This is a genomic window from Pelagibius sp. (genome assembly GCF_965227505.1).
GTDB lineage: Bacteria > Pseudomonadota > Alphaproteobacteria > Kiloniellales > Kiloniellaceae > Pelagibius.
The window spans coordinates 1,218,376-1,233,951 of record NZ_OZ245757.1 but is presented as its reverse complement, the minus strand read 5'-3'; the positions used below and the strand labels follow the sequence as shown (position 1 = coordinate 1,233,951).

Sequence of the window (15,576 nt, the reverse complement as noted above, 5' to 3'; positions counted from 1 at the left end):
GTCCCGGCCAGACCAATCCTCCCCGGCCCGACCAATCCTCCCCGGCCCGACCAATCCGCCCCGACCAATCCGCCCCGGCCAATCCGGCCCGCTTGTGGCGCGCCCGGGTTTCCAGTAGAAACGCGCCATCCTCAGCCATCGCGGGACGGCCGGCCCAGGCGGCGTCCGGCTTCCGCCCGGGGCCTCTCGCAGGACCCGCCGATTTCAATCAAGGGGGACAGTGACGGCCATGGCCATCATGCCGGACAGCTGGATTCGTGAAATGGCCGAAAGCGAGGGCATGATCGAGCCCTTCGTCGAGGCCCAGCGCCGCGAAGGCGTGATCTCCTTCGGTGTCAGTTCCTACGGCTACGACGCGCGGGTCGCCAGCGAGTTCAAGATCTTCACCAACGTGGACAATGCTCTGGTGGACCCGAAGGACTTCTCGGACCAGAGTTTTGTCGAGCGCGACGCCGAGGTCTGCATCATCCCGCCGAACTCCTTCGTCTTGGCGCGGACCGTCGAATACTTCCGCATCCCGCGCGACGTGCTGGTGATCTGCCTGGGCAAGTCCACCTATGCGCGCTGCGGTATCATCGTGAACGTGACACCCCTGGAGCCGGAGTGGGAGGGCCACGTGACGCTGGAGTTCTCCAACACCACCCCCTTGCCGGCCAAAGTCTACGCCAACGAGGGCGCCTGTCAGTTCCTGTTTCTGAAGGGGGCCACCGCGCCCGAGGTCTCCTACGCCGACCGGGCCGGCAAGTACATGGGCCAGCGCGGCGTAACCCTGCCGCGGCTCTAGCGCGGTACTCGAGAGTTAAAGTGAAAGCCGCAAGGTGAAGTGAAGATGGACCAGATCGTTATCGAGGGTGGCAGGCCGCTGAGGGGCGAAATCAGGATCAGCGGCGCCAAGAACGCGGCGCTGCCGCTGATGGCCGCCAGCCTCCTGACCGAGGAGACTCTCTCGCTCTCCAACGTGCCGCATCTGGCTGATATCTCCACCATGGCGCGGCTGCTGGGCCAGCACGGTGTCGCTCTGCACATGAACGGCGGTGCCGAGAACGGCAGCAACGGCGGCGTCCTGGAACTCAAGGCCGGTACGATCGGCTCCGTGGTGGCGCCCTACGATCTGGTGCGCAAGATGCGCGCCTCCGTTCTGGTCCTGGGGCCGCTGCTGGCCCGCATCGGCGAGGCCAAGGTTTCGCTTCCGGGCGGCTGCGCCATCGGTACGCGGCCGGTCGATCTGCACCTGAAGGGCCTGGAACTCCTGGGCGCCGAGATCGCGCTGGAGGAGGGCTATATCCATGCCAGCGCGCCGGCGGGGCTGACCGGCGCGGCGGTGGTCTTTCCCAAGATCTCGGTGGGCGCGACCGAGAACCTGCTGATGGCGGCCTGCCTCGCCAAAGGGGAGACCCAGTTGGTCAACGCGGCGCGCGAGCCGGAGGTGGTCGACCTCGGCGAGTGTCTGATCAAGATGGGCGCCGAGATCGAGGGGCTGGGCAGCGACCGGATCACGGTGCGCGGCGTCGAGCGCCTGCATGGCGCTTCCCACAAGGTTGTCGCCGACCGGATCGAGACGGGCACCTACGCCATGGCCGCCGCCATCACCGATGGCGAACTGGACCTGATCGGCGGTCGCGCCGACCATCTGGCGGCCGTCATTGAGATCCTGAGCGAGGCCGGGGTCTCGGTCCAGGAAACCAACCGCGGTCTCAAGGTCAGCCGGGCCAACGGCCGCGTCATCGGCGTTGACGTCATGACCGAGCCCTATCCCGGTTTTCCCACGGACTTGCAGGCCCAGACCATGGCGCTTATGTCCACTGCGGACGGGGCCTCGATGATCACCGAGTCGATCTTTGAAAATCGTTTCATGCACGTGCCCGAACTCAGCCGGATGGGTGCGAACGTGAATGTCCACGGCGCCTCGGCGATGGTGCGCGGCCGGGAGCGCCTGACCGGCGCCGAGGTCATGGCGACCGATCTGCGCGCTTCGGTCTCGCTGGTTCTGGCAGGGCTGGCGGCGGAGGGCGAGACGGTACTGAACCGCGTCTACCATCTCGACCGCGGCTATGAGCGTCTGGAGCAGAAGCTCGCCGCCTGCGGAGCTGCCATCAGCCGCCGCCGGACTGCCGAGTGATGGCGGAGGACAGCCCGATGGAGGAGGAGGCGCCGCTGCGGCTGCGCGCCCACGACCCGCAGGACATGGACGTCATCGCGGCCTTGCTTCAGGACGCCCTGGTTCCGCGGGTCGACATGGCCTTCCTGCCGGAGGAAAAGCGCTTCGTGATGGTCGCGAACCGTTTTCACTGGCCCAAGGATCAGACGCAGGCAGGCGTCCGCCAGGCGCCTTCGCGCCCCGAGCCGACGCCGGAAGGCGAGGACGCGAGCTTTGACGACAGCGAAAATCCACCGCCCTTTGAGCGGGTCAACTCCGGCGTCTGCTTCGACAAGGTGCAGCGGGTCCGCTTTCGGGGCCTGTCGCCCGATGCCAAGGGCGAGATCCTGAGCCTGCTGACGATCACCTCGGACCCCAGGTCCATCACCCTGCTGTTCGCGGGGGACGCGGCCATCCACTTGGAAGTGGAGGCCGTGCGCTGCCACTTGGAGGATCTCGGCCGGCCTTGGCCGACGCGTTGGCGGCCCGAGCATGCGCTGGAGGACGACGAGGCGCCGGCGAAGTCGGAGGGCGGATCGTCGGGCTGATCGGCCTTTCAGGCTTGGCGCAGCCGGGCTCAGGCTGAAAAAGGCGGTGGCAATTCCGGGGAAAAATCGCCATACCAGGGCGGCTGAAGGCGGGCCAGAGGCCCTCGAAGCGGCTTGAACCGGGGCCTGGACCCATTGCCCGCCCCTCCCGGCCCCCTGGTTGAAGACCCCCCATGGCCGGACCATGGCTGACGACGATGGCTGACGACGATGGCTGACGACTGCGGAGCGACCCTGTGACCTCGAACGAAGCCCTGATTCTGGCGGTGCCCAAGGGGCGGATCCTGAAGGAACTGACGCCGCTGATGAGCCGGGTCGGTATCGAGCCGGAGGCGGCCTTCGCCGACGAGAACGCCCGGCAGCTGCGCTTCAAGACCAACCGGCCGGGCCTGGACATCATCCGCGTGCGCTCCTTCGACGTGGCGACCTTCGTCGCTTTCGGCGCGGCCCATCTGGGCGTGGCGGGCAACGACATTCTGATGGAGTTCGACTATCCGGAGCTCTATGCACCGGTCGATCTCGACATCGGGCACTGCCGTCTCTCCGTGGCGGCCCCCCGCCAGCTTGCTGAAAGCGACGACCCCAGCCGCTGGAGCCACATCCGCGTCGCCACCAAGTATCCGGAAATCACGCGGCGCCATTTCGCCGCCCGCGGCGTACAGGCGGAGTGCATAAAGCTGAATGGCGCCATGGAACTGGCACCCGGCCTCGGCCTGTGCCGGCGCATTGTCGATCTGGTGTCCACCGGGTCGACCCTGCGCGCCAATGACCTGGTGGAGGTGGAAACCATTGCCGAGGTCACCTCCCGGCTGATCGTCAACCGCGCCGCCTTCAAGACCCGCTCGCAGGAGCTCTCGGAGCTGGTCGAAGGCTTCCGCGAGGTCGCCGATGCCGCTTAGGCTCAACAGCAGCGATCCCGACTTCGAGACTGCCTTCGCCGCCCTGTTGAGCGGCAAGCGCGAGACCGATGAAGACGTCGATGCGGCGGTCGCCGAGATTCTGGAAACGGTGCGCCGGCAGGGCGACGAGGCCTTGATCGCCTACACCGCCCGCTTCGACCGCCTGGATCTCGGTGCCGCCGGTTTGCGGATTTCAGCAGAAGACCTGGCCGCGGCGGAGGCCGACTGCGACCCGGAGACCCTGGCCGCCCTGCGCCTGGCGGCGGAACGCATCGCGGATTATCACCGCCGCCAGAAGCCCGAGGACCTGGACTACCGAGACGGTGCCGGCGTGCGCCTGGGCCACCGCTGGACCGCGGTCGCGGCGGCGGGGCTCTATGTGCCCGGCGGCACGGCGGCCTATCCGTCCTCCGTCCTGATGAATGCGCTACCGGCCAAGGTTGCGGGTGTCGAACGCCTGGTGATGACCGTGCCGACGCCCGACGGCGTGGTGAACCCGCTGGTGCTGGCGGCGGCACGCCTGGCCGGGGTGAGCGAGGTCTACCGCGTCGGTGGCGCCCAGGCGGTCGCGGCGCTCGCCTATGGCACCGAGACCATCCGCCCGGTGGACAAGATCGTCGGGCCCGGCAATGCCTACGTGGCGGCGGCCAAGCGCCGCGTCTTCGGCACCGTGGGTATCGACATGATCGCCGGCCCCTCGGAGGTGCTGGTGGTGGCCGATGCCGACAACCGGCCGGATCTTATCGCCGCCGACCTTCTGTCCCAGGCCGAGCACGACACCGCCGCCCAGTCGATCCTCATCACCGACGACGCCAGCTTCGCGGCCGCGGTTGCGCAGGCCGTTGAAGAACAGTTGGCCACGCTGCCGCGCGCCGAGATCGCCGGGGCGAGCTGGCGCGATCACGGGGCGATCATTGTGCTGGAGTCCATGGCCGATGCTGCGGCGCTGATCGACCGCATCGCGCCGGAGCACCTGGAACTGGCGGTGGCCGATGCGGAGGGTCTCGCGCGCCAGGTCCGCAATGCCGGCGCGATCTTCCTGGGCCGCCACACGCCGGAAGCCATCGGCGACTATCTGGCAGGCCCCAACCATGTGTTGCCGACCGCCCGCTCGGCGCGCTTCTCCTCCGGGCTTTCGGTGCTCGACTTCATGAAGCGCTCGTCGATCGTGGCCTGCGATGCCGAGTCGATCCGCGCGATCGGCCCGGCGACGGTGCGCCTCGCAGAGGCGGAGGGGCTGGACGCCCACGCCCGCTCTGTCGCCCTGCGCCTGGCGGCAAACCCGGAACCGTCCTGACCGGCGGCGGCGCGGGAGGCCAGAGCATCATGGCGGCGGAAGAGGACAAGGACGCGCCTGAGACCAGCGCTGATCCGACCCAGCGCCTGACCGAGATCACCCTGGACGACAGCTCGGTTGTGCGGCGCAGCCCGGAGGTGGAGCACGAGCGCGCTGTTGCCATCTACGATCTTCTGGAAGACAACGTCTTTTACCCGGTCGGGGACTTCGCCGGACCCTATCATCTGCATCTCTCGATCTCCGAGAACCGCCTGCTTTGGGATATCCGGACCGAAGAGGGGAAGACCCTTGGGGTGGTCACCCTGCCGCTGCTTCCGTTCCGCCGGGTGGTCAAGGATTACTTCGCCGTTTGCGAGAGCTACTACGAAGCGATCAAGACCGCCAGCCCGGCCAAGATCGAAGCCATCGATATGGGCCGGCGAGGCCTCCACAACGACGGATCGGAACTGCTGCGCGATCGCCTGGAAGGCAAGATCGAGATCGACTTCCCCACGGCGCGGCGGCTGTTCACCTTGATCTGCGTGCTCCATATCCGCGGGTAGCCCACTGCATGGGCGAACTTCCCGAAGCGGTGCTCTTTGCCTGCACGCACAATTCGGTGCGCTCGCCCATGGGCGAGGCGCTGCTGAAGCATCTGCTGGGTCACCGGATTTATGTCGATTCCGTCGGCGTGCGCCCGCAGGAGATCGACGGCTTCGTTATCGAGGTCATGGACGAGATCGGCATCGACATCTCCAAGCACCGCGCCAAGGCCTTCGACGATCTGGAGGACACCTCCTACGACCTCATCATCTCGCTTTCGCCGGAGGCGCAGCACCAGGCGGTGGAACTGACGCGCACGATGGCCTGCGACGTGGAGTTCTGGAACACCTTCGATCCCTCGATTATCGAAGGCAGCCGCGACACCCGCTTGCAGGCCTATCGCGCCGTGCGCGACCAACTGCGCAAGCGTATCGAGCAGCGTTTCACCCTGGACCTCAAACCGGCGCATTGAGCAGCCTGCGCGGATTCCCCGGTTTCCCCTTGATTTTCAGGGGTTTTCAGCCGGGTCCGGGCCGTTGATCGGGGTGTTTGTTCTTCGCTGAGCTTTTCTGTATCATCCGCGCGCGTTGCCCGGGGTGAGAGGCCGGGGGCCGGGAGATGATCGGGGCCGGGGCGATCCAAGCTTCGGCGAATTGCCAAGATCGAAGGACTGATGGCCAAGGAAGACCTGCTCGAGTTCCAAGGTACCGTGGTTGAGCTGCTGCCGAACGCGATGTTCCGCGTGAAGCTGGACAACGACCACGAAGTGCTGGCCCATACGGCCGGCAAGATGCGCAAGCACCGCATCCGCGTTCTGGCGGGCGACCGCGTGAACGTGGAGATGACGCCCTATGACCTGACCAAGGGCCGCATCACTTTCCGCTACAAGTAAAGCTGCGGGCCGGATCATGGCCGTTCCGCAGGGTAAGGCGCCCGGCCTGGCTGAGACCGGGCCGCTGACCGATGCTGCGCCGCTGGTGCTTGCCTCGGCCTCGCCGCGGCGCCTCCAGTTGCTGCAGCAGATCGGCATGACACCGGCGGACATCGATCCTGCCGACGTCGACGAAACGCCGCGGGCGCGCGAACTGCCGCCGCACTATGCCCGGCGGGTCGCAGCGGAAAAGGCTGCGGCTGTCGTCGCGCGCCATCCCGGCGCCTTCGTCCTGGCCGCCGACACCGTGGTCGCGGTGGGCCGGCGCATCCTGCCCAAGGCGGAGGACGAGGCCGCCGCGCGGCGTTGCCTGACCCTGTTGTCCGGGCGGCGCCACCGGGTGCTGGGCGCGGTCGTGCTCCACGCTCCGGACGGCCGCCGGTCCGAAGCGCTGGTGACCACCGCGGTGGTCTTCAAACGCCTCTCCGAGGAGGAGATCGACGACTACCTGGCCAGCGGCGAGTGGCGCGGCAAGGCCGGCGGTTACGCCATCCAGGGTCGTGCCGCGGCCTTTATCCCGCGGATCATCGGCTCCTATCCAAATGTCGTCGGGCTGCCGCTGGCGGAAACCCGAAACCTTCTGGTCGGCCTCGGTTACAAGGCCTGATCCAGGCGATGTCTGCAGACCTGATCGTTTCCGCACTGCCCGGGGAGATCCGCGCGGCGATGCTGCGCGATGGCGCGCTCGAAGACCTGCTGATCCTGCGCGACGATGCACCGGTCCAGGTGGGCGACCGCTTCCTGGCGCGCATCCGCCGCTTCGACAAGGGCCTGGAGGGCGCCTTCGTCGACCTCGGGCTGGACCGCGACGGTCTGCTGCCGTCCCGCGAGGTCGATGGACCCATGCCGCCGGAAGGAAGCTCCGTGCAGGTAGCCGTGATCCGCGCGCCCTCCGCCGACAAGGGCGCCAGGGTCAGCGCGAGGCGGGCCGGCTCCCCCCCGGACAAGGCCCGGGGCCTCCGCGCCCCGGCCCGGCTTGACGGAGGGCGGGGCATCCTGCTCGATCTCATTGCGCGCGCAGACGTAAGCACTGTGATCGGCGATGACGCCGACCTTCTGCAGCGGTTGAAGGCGGAGGTCGGAGAGCAGGGATGCGACTTCGACCTTGCGGCGCCGACCATCTCCCTTTTTCAGGTCCACGGGATCGAGACGGAGGTCGACGCCCTCCTGCGGCCGCGGGTTTCCTGTGGCGGCGGCGCGGAGATCCTGATCGAGCCGGTGCAGACCCTGACCGCCATCGACGTGAACGCCGCCCGGCACGACGGACGCGGCGGCGGTCAGATCCAGGCGCTGGAGGTGAATCTCGCTGCGGTGCCGGAGATTGCGCGGCAACTGCGGCTGCGTGCGCTTTCCGGCCTCATCGTCGTCGACTTCCTGGCGCTGAAGAAACCCGAAGACCGCAAGGCCGTGGCCGCCGCGCTGCGCCGTGCGGTGGCCGATGATCCGGAGCCCTGCCAGGTCTTCGGCCTGTCGCCCTCCGGACTTCTGGAGATGACCCGGCGGCGCGGCCGCGCGCCGTTGCACGAGGTGCTCTGCCGGCCCTGCGGGATCGGCGGGCGCGGCTGGGAGAAATCGGCGGAGACCCTGGCCTACGAGGCCTTGCGCCATCTGGCCGCCGCGGCCAGGGGACGCCCGCCGAACAGGGTGTCTTTGAAGGTTGCCCCTGCGGTTGCGGAAGCGTTGCAGGACGGTCAGGCGGCGGCCCTGAAAGCGGTGGAGCAGCGCCTCGGTGGGCCGATTGCCCTTGTGGCCGACCCCTTGGTGACCCATTTCGACCTCGTGCTAGAGTGAAGCGGAGGAAAGGGGGCGTCATGACCGACGATACAGGACCCGGCGATGCGCGCGTGGTCCCTCTGCCGCGCAAGGACGGCGCGCGGCGGCGCTGCCCGATCTGCTCGGCGCCGACCCTGCACCGCTTCCGCCCCTTCTGCTCGAAGCGCTGCGCCGACATCGACCTCGGACGCTGGATGAAGGGCAACTACCGCATCCCGACGGAAGACGGCCCCGGCGATCGCCCGGGCGAGACAGGGGACGACGGCGAGGAGGAGCCCTGAGCCTTGAGACTTTTCGTGCCTCGGGCCCTGGGCCTGGCCGCCGTGCTGATACTGCTGGGCCTGCAGGGTGGCTCCGCAACCGCGCAGACTTTCGATCCCGGCGTCCTCCAGTCGGTCGTCTCGGTGCTGCCGCTCTGGCCCGGTCAGCCGCAGGGCGGCCAACCGGACCTGCCGCCCGGCGTGGCGCCGGAGGGGACGGCGGTGGCCATCGCCCCCGGCGGCTATCTGGCAACGGCCCTGCACGTGGTCGACCGCGCGCTGTCGATCTCCGTGCGCCTGCCGGACGGGCGCGTGCTGCCGGCGGAACTGGTGGCCCGCGATCCGCCCAGCGATCTGGCGGTGCTGAAGGTGGAGGCCGATCTGACGCCCTTGCCCTACGGGCCGGAGCCGGCGCTGGCGAGCCCGGTCTGCGCCGTGGGCAACCAGTTCGGGCTCGATCTCTCCGTCACCTGCGGCGTGGTCTCCGCCGTCAACCGGGCGGGCACCGGCTTCAATCCGATAGAGGACTTCATTCAGACCGATGCGGTGGTCAACCCCGGCGCCTCCGGCGGCGCGCTGGTCGACGCCGAGGGGCGGCTGGTGGGACTGCTCTCGGCCATCTTCACCAAGCAGAGCGATGCCAACATCGGCGTGAACTTCGCCGTCTCCGCCGCGTTGCTGCGCCGCGTGGTTGACGATCTGCTGGCCCATGGTGCCGTGCGCCGCGGGCGCCCGGGCCTCGGCCTTGCGCCCCTGAAGGCGGAGGAGCGCGGACGCTGGGCGGGTCTCAGGGCCTGGGGCGTGCAGCCCGGCGGTGCGGCCGCCAAGGCGGGGCTGCAGGTCGGCGATCTGGTGACCGCCATCGACGGCAGGCCGGTGCGCAAGGTGCCCGAGGCGACCAGCGCCATCCAGCTGAAGCGTCCGGGGGAGGCCGTCGAACTGACGGTTCTGCGGGACGGCCGGCCGCTCAGCCTGCGCCTGATCCTGGACCCCTGAGGGACGGCTCCAGGGCCTCGAGATTCCTGTCCCGGGAATCTTGCCCCGGGGGGCTGGACAGAGGCCGGCCCAGGGCCTATAAGCCTGCGTCGCTGTCGCGCAGCGCGCGGAGGTATCGGGCCACCCAGGCTCCACAGTTTGCCTCTCCAGTGCCCAGGTAGCTCAGTTGGTAGAGCACATGACTGAAAATCATGGTGTCGGTGGTTCGATTCCGCCCCTGGGCACCATTCTCTTCTCCTAATATGCTGCGTCCCCGTTAGTCATCGGCAAGGCCTGCGTGCATTCGGCGCCGCTTTGCGGGACGAGGTTGGACGGGGGAAATGCCATGAAAATCGGCTTTATCGGTCTGGGGGCCATGGGGGCGCCCATGACCCGGCGTCTGGCGGCGGCCTTTCCGGGCGCGGTGCTGGGCTACGATCTCGACAGCGCGCTGGCGGCGCGGATCTGCGCGGAGGCAGGGGCCGAGGCCACGGGTTCTCTGATGGAGATCGCCGGGGCCTGCGACGTCCTGCTGTCCTGCCTGCCCAACAACGACGTGCTGCGCGCCGTCTACCTGGGCCCGGAGGGCGTTGCCGCGTCGATCCGCGCCGGCAGCATCACCATCGACTGTTCCACCGTCGGGCCCGATGCCACGCGCGACGTCTGCGCCGGCCTGAAGGCACGGGGGGCGAGCCATCTCGACGCCTCCATGCTGGGTTCGGTGAAGCAGGCCCAGGAGGGCACCATCAGCTTCGTGGTCGGCGGCGACGCGGAGGCCTTCGCCCGGGCGCAGCCGGTGCTGGCCGCCTGCGGGCAACTGATCCGCCACTGCGGGCCGTCAGGGGCCGGCAACCACATGAAGCTGATCCACCAGACCCTGGTCGCCGGCCATGCGGTGGCGGTGGCCGAGGCCATGGGGCTCTGCCTGGAGACCGGCGCCGACATCGAAGCCTTCTTCGACATCGTCACCCAGGGCACCGGCTTTGCCTATTCGCGCTACTTCGAGAACCGGGTGCCGCGTATGCGCTCCGGCGATTTCTCGCCGCTCTTCATGCTGAAGTTCATGTTGAAGGACGCGCGGCTCGCCCGCGCCATGGCCCCCGAAGCCACTGCTTATCCGGCGCTGCAGGCCGTCATCGCCACCCTGGAGGAGGCTGAGGCCGCCGGCTTCGGCGAGGAGGACTTCTCCGCCGCCATGCGGGCGGTGGAAGGGCGCATCGGCAAGGCGATCGACGGCTAGAACAAGCTTTGGAGGTCGCGGCTCAGATGCCCCACTTGCGGCGGATCTGCGCGCTGGGCGGCAGGTAGCAGCCCTTGAGCCGGCGCAGCTGCGCCTCGACCGCCGCGGCCCGCGGGCTCTCCAGGACGATCTTCGGGCGGTTGGCCGCCGGCGCGGCGCCGTCGGGGCCCGCGGTCTCCCGCGGTCTTCCGCCGCCTTCCTTCAGCCGTTCGTCGCGGTGGTGCAGCAGGCGGTCTCTCGGCAGCCCCGTTGCCTGGGACAGGGCGTCGGCCCAGGCGGTCTCGTTCGGGTTCACCATCTCCTCGAATGCGACCGCACAGCCGCCGTAGACATCCAGCATCATCAGCGCGTTTTCGTAGGTGCGGCTGTAGTTTTCGGCAAAGTGGTGGAAGTGCAGACCGCGCAGGATGAAGAAGCTGCGCGCCGTCGCCGCGAAATCCCGGTAGGACACGATGATCCTCGGGTGATAGCCCATCTTGGTGACGTGCCAGGTCCAGAGGTCGAGGTTGTCGGTCTTGGCATAGCCCACCTGGCTCAACACCTGGCGCGCCCGCTTCTTGGCGCGGCTCTGGCGGATGTCGATCTGGTACTTGACCAGCAGGGACGAGCGTTTGCGGGGCAGCAGGTAGGCCGCGCGGCGGAACTGGCGGCTGACGTAGTCGATGTCCGGGTGCTCCAGGGCGCCTTCGTCCTGGCTCCAGTCCGCCGGCACGGGCAGCCCGAAGTCAGCCCCGGAGTCGGCCAGAATGGCCGCCAGCAAAGAAGACCCGCAGCGCCCGGAATTGATGATGAAATAGCGAAGCCTGTCGTCGCTCACGTCGGAATTTCCCCTGCACTCGGCGGCGAGTCGTTCTCTGGCGGGCAGCCCGCGGAGGCCGCAACTTGGCACAGCGCCCGGGACCGGACAAGCATGCGGCGCGACGCTTCCGGGGGTGCGATACCCGCGTCTCGCGAGGGCGCCCGCTGCAGGCCCGGCGTCCGCGGCTGTTGACTTGCGGGCGGCGCAGCACTATCGGGGGGACACCAGTCCCTGAGAGATCCGGTTGCAAAGGGGTCAGCATGTTTCTGCGGATCGACGAGCTGTCCGACGATGAGACCATCGCGGCGGACCTCTGCATCGTCGGCGCCGGCGCGGCCGGCATCGCCATGGCCCGCAAGCTTCGCGACACGCCGCTGTCCATCGTTATGATCGAAAGCGGCGACTTCGATCTGGAGTCGGACATCCAGGAGCTTGCCGAGGGCGCGGTCGCGGGACTGGACTATCCGGCGCTGGACGGCGTCCGTCTGCGCGTCTTCGGCGGCACCACCGGCCACTGGGCCGGCCAGTCTACGCCCCTCGACCCCATAGACTTTGCGGTGCGGGACTGGGTTCCCGACAGCGGCTGGCCGATCGGTTACCAGGACTTCGCGTCCTACCTGCGCGAGGCGGCGGAGGTCTGCCGCCTGACCATGCCTGCCGCAGCCGTCGATCCCTGGGCCCTCAGCGATCCTCTGCCGGAATTCCCTCTGGCAGGCACCGGCTACGAGCCGGAAGTCTTCCGTTTTCCGGAGCCGGTGACGCGATTCGGAGAGGTCTATCGCGGCGACATCGAAAAGGCCGCCAACGTCCGCTGCATCGTCCGCTGCAACCTCGTCGGCTTCGAGACGGACGAAGCCCGCGGCCGGATTACCGGCGCCAGGGTCGCTTCGATCGGCGGCAAGCGCGCAAGGATTGCCGCGCGGCACTACGTCCTCGCGGCCGGCGGTATCGAGAACGCCCGCATCCTGCTGATCGCAAAGCTCGGCGATCCGGCCTCTCAAGAGTCGACGGGTCGCTACTTCATGGAACACCCGAACTTCGGCGCCGGGCGGGTCGTCTTTTCGCCGTCCGCCAACGTCCCCTATTTCGCAAAGCCGCGCGCCCGCCGGGGCGACCAGGAGGTGCGGCTGGACTTCAGGTTGTCCGACGCCCGGCAGCGCGAGGCCGGCATTCTCAATCACTCCGCCTTCCTGATCCCCAGACGGGACGAGGAGTCGGAAGGCGGCGCCTTGATGCGTCTGTGGAACAGGGTGGGGGACTGGTTCGACGACGAAGACGCGCGACCGGCCAGCTATCAGCTGCGCATCCGCCTCGAACAGGCGCCGAATCCGGAAAGCCGGGTCACGCTCGCGGACGAGGTCGATGCCCTGGGCCTGCCGCGGGCCCGCCTCGCGCTGCGGTTCGGCGACCTCGAAGGCCGGACCCTGGCCACCGTCTTCGAAAGCTTCGCAGCCGCTGTGGGGACGAAGAACTATGCGCGCATGCAGATCGACTTCGATGCCGAAAACCTGCGCTGGCAGCAGCAGGTCGGCTGGCAGATCCATCATTGCGGCGGAACCCGGATGCACGACGACCCGAGGAAGGGCGTCGTCGACCGCGATTGCCGGATGCACGGGGTCAGCAATCTCTCGATCGCCGGCAGCTCCGTCTTTCCGACGGCCGGCCATGCCAATCCGACCATGAACCTCATCGCCCTCGCGCTTCGGTTGACCGACGATCTGAGACAGGAGCTGACGTGATGTCTGTTTCTCCGGAGCCGGTTTCCCGGCGGACCCTTCTCCTGGCTCTGGCCGCCCTTGCGGCCAGCCCTGCTGTGACGGGACAAACGCTTGCCGTTTTGCCGGCCGTGGAGGCCGCGCCGTCGCTCGATGCGCGGCTCGCCGGTCTGGCCGAGCGGTATGGCGACGACGCGGCCCTCCATTCGCTGGGCCGGCGCTATCTCCTCAGCCTGCCCGCCGACCGCGCCGGCGCCCTGGCCGCACGGGTTGAGCAATCCGCCCGCCAGTCGCCGCCGCCGGAAGACGATCCGGTTCTGGCGGCGACCTGGCTGCAAGACTTCGACGCGGCGGTGCGCGCCGACTTTGCGGACGGCCGCATCGTCAACCTGGATGGCTGGCGCCTGGCGCAGAGCGAGTGCGAGTTTTGCGCCGCCGTGGCAGTGTTGCGCGGCGCGGCGGTGTTGCGGGGCGAAGCGGTGTGATCATCGTCCCCGATGCCCCGGTGAGGACGCACATTGCCGCTGCTGCGCCGAGACCCCGTTCTGTCCCGCCCGAGGAACCCTGCCATGTCCATTGAGAAGATCGCTGTCCTGGGCCTCGGCAAGGTCGGCTCCCTGACGGCGCGGATGCTCACCGAGGCGGGGTTCCGGGTGACCGGCGTCGATACGCGGCGGCTGCGCCGGACGCCCCCCTTCGACGTCGTCGCCGCAGACCTGACGGACGCAGCGGCGCTGCCTGCGCTCCTGCGGCCCTACGATGCGGTCATTTCCTGCCTGCCTTATGCCCTCAACACGGCCATCGCCACCGCCGCCCATCAGGAGGGGCTGCACTACTTCGACCTCACCGAGGACGTACCCACTACCCAGGCGATCCGTGAACTGGCGAAGACCTCCAAGGGCGTGATGGCGCCGCAGTGCGGGCTGGCGCCGGGCTTCGTCGGCATCGTCGGCGCCCACCTCGCCAGCCAGTTCGAGTCCGTGCGCACCCTGCGCATGCGCGTCGGCGCGCTTCCGCAGCACCCCACCGGTCATCTGGGCTACGCCTTCAACTGGTCGCCGGAGGGCGTCGTGAACGAATACCTCAACGACTGCGAGGTGATCGAGGAGGGGCAGCACAAGTGGGTCTCGCCGATGGAGTGGATCGAGACCCTCTACGTCGGCGGCGTGAAGCTGGAGGCCTTCACCACCTCAGGCGGCCTCGGCACCATGTGTGAGACCTTCGAGGGGCGGATCGAAAACCTGGACTACAAGTCCATGCGCTATCCCGGCCATGTGGACATGATGAACTTCTTCTTCCACGAGCTCCTGATGCGCGAGCGCCGCGATCTCGCGGGCGAGATCCTCACCCACGCCAAACCGCCTGTGGATGACGACGTGGTCTACGTCCACGTCTCGGCGGAGGGCTGGTCCGACGACCGGCTGAACCGCAAGGAGTACGTGCAGGCCTACTACCCCATCGCGGTGGCGGGGGAGCGCTGGACGGCGATTGCCTGGACGACGTCGGCTTCGGCCTGCGCGGTCATCGAGATGGTGAACGAGGGCAAACTGCCGGCGCGTGGTTTCATCAAGCAGGAGGAGATCCCCTTCGAGGCCTTTCTGGACACCCCGACCGGACGGCTCTACCGCGACCACGGGGCTTGAAGCCTGGAGCAGATTCACCGGGTTTGATGGAATCGCAGATGCGATCCATCAAACCCGGTGAATCTGCTCCAATTCTTAAGCCTAGAGCGGGTTCACATGTTTGGACGGAAACACTCTCGTGTTTGCGCCCAAACATGACCCGCTCTAGCTTTCGCGCTCCTTGGCGAAGAGGTGGGCCTGCAGATCCTGCAGCTTGTGGATGACGTGCACCTTCATGATGCGGCCGAGCTGTACGCCCTTGCGGTTCTGGATCGCCTTGACCATGGCCTGGTGTTCGTCCACCGCCTGGGCCCAGCGCGCCGGTGACATCACCAGTTCGTAGCGCGCCCGGCGGATGCGCTCCGACAGCACGCGGGTGGAGCGCGTCAGGGTCGGGTTGCGCGCCATCTCCATGATCAGCTCGTGGATGCGGGAATTCAATTTGTAGTAGCCCGTCAGGTCGCCGGCCGTGAAGCGTTCGGTCATGCGATCGGTGAGGGCGGCCAGCTCCTCGATCTCCGCGTCGGTGGCGTTCTGGCAGGCCAGCTCTCCGGCCACAGCGTCCAGGGCCCCCATGATGGGCAGCGCCTCTTCGAAGTCTTTCAGGCTCAGCTTCACCACCGAGGCGCCGCGGTGCGGCGTCAGGTCCAGGAAGCCATCGGCGGCCAGGATCTTTATCGCCTCGCGCAGCGGCGTGCGGGAAACGCCGAAGCGTTCGCAGAGCGCTTTTTCCGAGATCTTCTGGCCCGGCTCCAGCTCGCCTTGGATGATCATGTCGCGCAGGCGGTCGACCAGCTCGTGATGGAGCGGACGGCGGCTGATCACCTCGGGCTGTGGCAGGCTCATGATCCCCCTCGC

At 68.1% G+C, this 15,576-nt stretch carries 18 protein-coding genes and 1 tRNA gene; 17 read left to right on the top strand and 2 right to left on the bottom strand.

Going from position 1 to position 15,576, the window contains the following annotated elements; genetic code table 11:
• Nucleotides 1–229: 229 nt before the first annotated feature.
• The 14 genes from dcd (at nt 230) to ACO06P_RS05875 (ending at nt 10,582) form a co-directional block, all read left to right on the top strand.
• Complete coding sequence (dcd, locus tag ACO06P_RS05940; protein ID WP_420349085.1) at nt 230–784, top strand: dCTP deaminase; 555 nt, start codon at nt 230–232, stop codon at nt 782–784.
• 45 nt (nt 785–829) lie between these two features.
• On the top strand, nt 830–2,119 hold the full coding sequence (gene murA / locus ACO06P_RS05935; protein ID WP_420349084.1) for a UDP-N-acetylglucosamine 1-carboxyvinyltransferase: 1,290 nt from the start codon (nt 830–832) through the stop codon (nt 2,117–2,119).
• Nucleotides 2,119–2,685: a DUF2948 family protein gene (locus ACO06P_RS05930; protein WP_420349083.1), complete on the top strand. Its 567-nt coding sequence runs from the start codon at nt 2,119–2,121 to the stop codon at nt 2,683–2,685. Before murA ends, ACO06P_RS05930 begins: the two co-directional genes overlap by 1 nt.
• Before the next feature lie 236 nt (nt 2,686–2,921).
• Nucleotides 2,922–3,584: an ATP phosphoribosyltransferase gene (gene hisG / locus ACO06P_RS05925; protein ID WP_420349082.1), complete on the top strand. Its 663-nt coding sequence runs from the start codon at nt 2,922–2,924 to the stop codon at nt 3,582–3,584.
• Complete coding sequence (hisD, locus tag ACO06P_RS05920) at nt 3,574–4,881, top strand: histidinol dehydrogenase (protein WP_420349081.1); 1,308 nt, start codon at nt 3,574–3,576, stop codon at nt 4,879–4,881. Before hisG ends, hisD begins: the two co-directional genes overlap by 11 nt.
• Nucleotides 4,882–4,910: 29 nt before the next feature.
• The gene (locus ACO06P_RS05915; RefSeq protein ID WP_420349080.1) at nt 4,911–5,423 is read left to right on the top strand and encodes a UPF0262 family protein; all 513 of its coding nucleotides are present in this window, start codon (nt 4,911–4,913) and stop codon (nt 5,421–5,423) included.
• Nucleotides 5,424–5,431: 8 nt separating this feature from the next.
• A complete protein-coding gene (locus tag ACO06P_RS05910; RefSeq protein ID WP_420349079.1) occupies nt 5,432–5,875 on the top strand; it encodes an arsenate reductase ArsC in 444 nt (147 codons plus the stop codon).
• Between the two features lie 201 nt (nt 5,876–6,076).
• Nucleotides 6,077–6,295: a translation initiation factor IF-1 gene (infA, locus tag ACO06P_RS05905; protein ID WP_193370093.1), complete on the top strand. Its 219-nt coding sequence runs from the start codon at nt 6,077–6,079 to the stop codon at nt 6,293–6,295.
• 16 nt (nt 6,296–6,311) lie between these two features.
• Nucleotides 6,312–6,941, top strand: a complete 630-nt coding sequence (locus tag ACO06P_RS05900) for a Maf family protein (protein ID WP_420349078.1) — start codon at nt 6,312–6,314, stop codon at nt 6,939–6,941.
• An 8-nt stretch (nt 6,942–6,949) separates the two neighbouring features.
• Nucleotides 6,950–8,125, top strand: a complete 1,176-nt coding sequence (locus ACO06P_RS05895; RefSeq protein ID WP_420349077.1) for a ribonuclease E/G — start codon at nt 6,950–6,952, stop codon at nt 8,123–8,125.
• Nucleotides 8,126–8,145: 20 nt separating this feature from the next.
• A complete protein-coding gene (gene yacG / locus ACO06P_RS05890) occupies nt 8,146–8,388 on the top strand; it encodes a DNA gyrase inhibitor YacG (RefSeq protein ID WP_420349076.1) in 243 nt (80 codons plus the stop codon).
• Nucleotides 8,389–8,391: 3 nt separating this feature from the next.
• Complete coding sequence (locus ACO06P_RS05885; protein ID WP_420349075.1) at nt 8,392–9,363, top strand: S1C family serine protease; 972 nt, start codon at nt 8,392–8,394, stop codon at nt 9,361–9,363.
• Between the two features lie 151 nt (nt 9,364–9,514).
• A tRNA-Phe gene (locus tag ACO06P_RS05880) sits at nt 9,515–9,590 on the top strand.
• Between the two features lie 98 nt (nt 9,591–9,688).
• Nucleotides 9,689–10,582 carry an NAD(P)-dependent oxidoreductase gene (locus tag ACO06P_RS05875; RefSeq protein ID WP_420349074.1) on the top strand — a complete coding sequence of 298 codons (894 nt, stop codon included), beginning with the start codon at nt 9,689–9,691 and terminating at the stop codon, nt 10,580–10,582.
• Between the two features lie 22 nt (nt 10,583–10,604).
• On the opposite strand, the gene ACO06P_RS05870 is transcribed toward ACO06P_RS05875, so the two are convergent.
• Entirely contained in the window at nt 10,605–11,399 is a 795-nt protein-coding gene (locus tag ACO06P_RS05870; RefSeq protein WP_420349073.1) for a hypothetical protein, read from the bottom strand.
• 242 nt (nt 11,400–11,641) lie between these two features.
• Here ACO06P_RS05870 and ACO06P_RS05865 point away from each other — a divergent pair, with 242 nt between their 5' ends.
• The 3 genes from ACO06P_RS05865 to ACO06P_RS05855 all read left to right on the top strand — a co-directional run bounded on the left by ACO06P_RS05865 (nt 11,642) and on the right by ACO06P_RS05855 (nt 14,739).
• Nucleotides 11,642–13,120, top strand: coding sequence for a GMC oxidoreductase (locus ACO06P_RS05865; protein WP_420349072.1), 1,479 nt, complete (start codon nt 11,642–11,644; stop codon nt 13,118–13,120).
• A complete protein-coding gene (locus tag ACO06P_RS05860; RefSeq protein WP_420349071.1) occupies nt 13,120–13,581 on the top strand; it encodes a hypothetical protein in 462 nt (153 codons plus the stop codon). Before ACO06P_RS05865 ends, ACO06P_RS05860 begins: the two co-directional genes overlap by 1 nt.
• Nucleotides 13,582–13,665: 84 nt before the next feature.
• Nucleotides 13,666–14,739 carry a saccharopine dehydrogenase C-terminal domain-containing protein gene (locus ACO06P_RS05855; protein WP_420349070.1) on the top strand — a complete coding sequence of 358 codons (1,074 nt, stop codon included), beginning with the start codon at nt 13,666–13,668 and terminating at the stop codon, nt 14,737–14,739.
• A 144-nt stretch (nt 14,740–14,883) separates the two neighbouring features.
• Here the strand turns inward: ACO06P_RS05855 and ACO06P_RS05850 are convergent, their stop codons facing one another.
• Nucleotides 14,884–15,564, bottom strand: a complete 681-nt coding sequence (locus ACO06P_RS05850; protein WP_420349069.1) for a GntR family transcriptional regulator — start codon at nt 15,562–15,564, stop codon at nt 14,884–14,886.
• Between the last annotated feature and the right edge of the window lie 12 nt (nt 15,565–15,576).

Excerpts from the sequence above, each read along its gene's own strand:
- dcd (WP_420349085.1), top strand. The coding sequence starts at position 230 with ATGGCCATCATGCCGGACAGCTGGATTCGTGAAATGGCCGAAAGCGAG.
- murA (WP_420349084.1), top strand. The coding sequence starts at position 830 with ATGGACCAGATCGTTATCGAGGGTGGCAGGCCGCTGAGGGGCGAAATC.
- ACO06P_RS05930 (WP_420349083.1), top strand. The coding sequence starts at position 2,119 with ATGGCGGAGGACAGCCCGATGGAGGAGGAGGCGCCGCTGCGGCTGCGC.
- hisD (WP_420349081.1), top strand. The coding sequence starts at position 3,574 with ATGCCGCTTAGGCTCAACAGCAGCGATCCCGACTTCGAGACTGCCTTC.
- ACO06P_RS05915 (WP_420349080.1), top strand. The coding sequence starts at position 4,911 with ATGGCGGCGGAAGAGGACAAGGACGCGCCTGAGACCAGCGCTGATCCG.
- ACO06P_RS05910 (WP_420349079.1), top strand. The coding sequence starts at position 5,432 with ATGGGCGAACTTCCCGAAGCGGTGCTCTTTGCCTGCACGCACAATTCG.
- infA (WP_193370093.1), top strand. The coding sequence starts at position 6,077 with ATGGCCAAGGAAGACCTGCTCGAGTTCCAAGGTACCGTGGTTGAGCTG.
- ACO06P_RS05900 (WP_420349078.1), top strand. The coding sequence starts at position 6,312 with ATGGCCGTTCCGCAGGGTAAGGCGCCCGGCCTGGCTGAGACCGGGCCG.
- ACO06P_RS05895 (WP_420349077.1), top strand. The coding sequence starts at position 6,950 with ATGTCTGCAGACCTGATCGTTTCCGCACTGCCCGGGGAGATCCGCGCG.
- yacG (WP_420349076.1), top strand. The coding sequence starts at position 8,146 with ATGACCGACGATACAGGACCCGGCGATGCGCGCGTGGTCCCTCTGCCG.
- ACO06P_RS05875 (WP_420349074.1), top strand. The coding sequence starts at position 9,689 with ATGAAAATCGGCTTTATCGGTCTGGGGGCCATGGGGGCGCCCATGACC.
- ACO06P_RS05865 (WP_420349072.1), top strand. The coding sequence starts at position 11,642 with ATGTTTCTGCGGATCGACGAGCTGTCCGACGATGAGACCATCGCGGCG.
- ACO06P_RS05860 (WP_420349071.1), top strand. The coding sequence starts at position 13,120 with ATGTCTGTTTCTCCGGAGCCGGTTTCCCGGCGGACCCTTCTCCTGGCT.
- ACO06P_RS05855 (WP_420349070.1), top strand. The coding sequence starts at position 13,666 with ATGTCCATTGAGAAGATCGCTGTCCTGGGCCTCGGCAAGGTCGGCTCC.
- ACO06P_RS05850 (WP_420349069.1), bottom strand. The coding sequence starts at position 15,564 with ATGAGCCTGCCACAGCCCGAGGTGATCAGCCGCCGTCCGCTCCATCAC.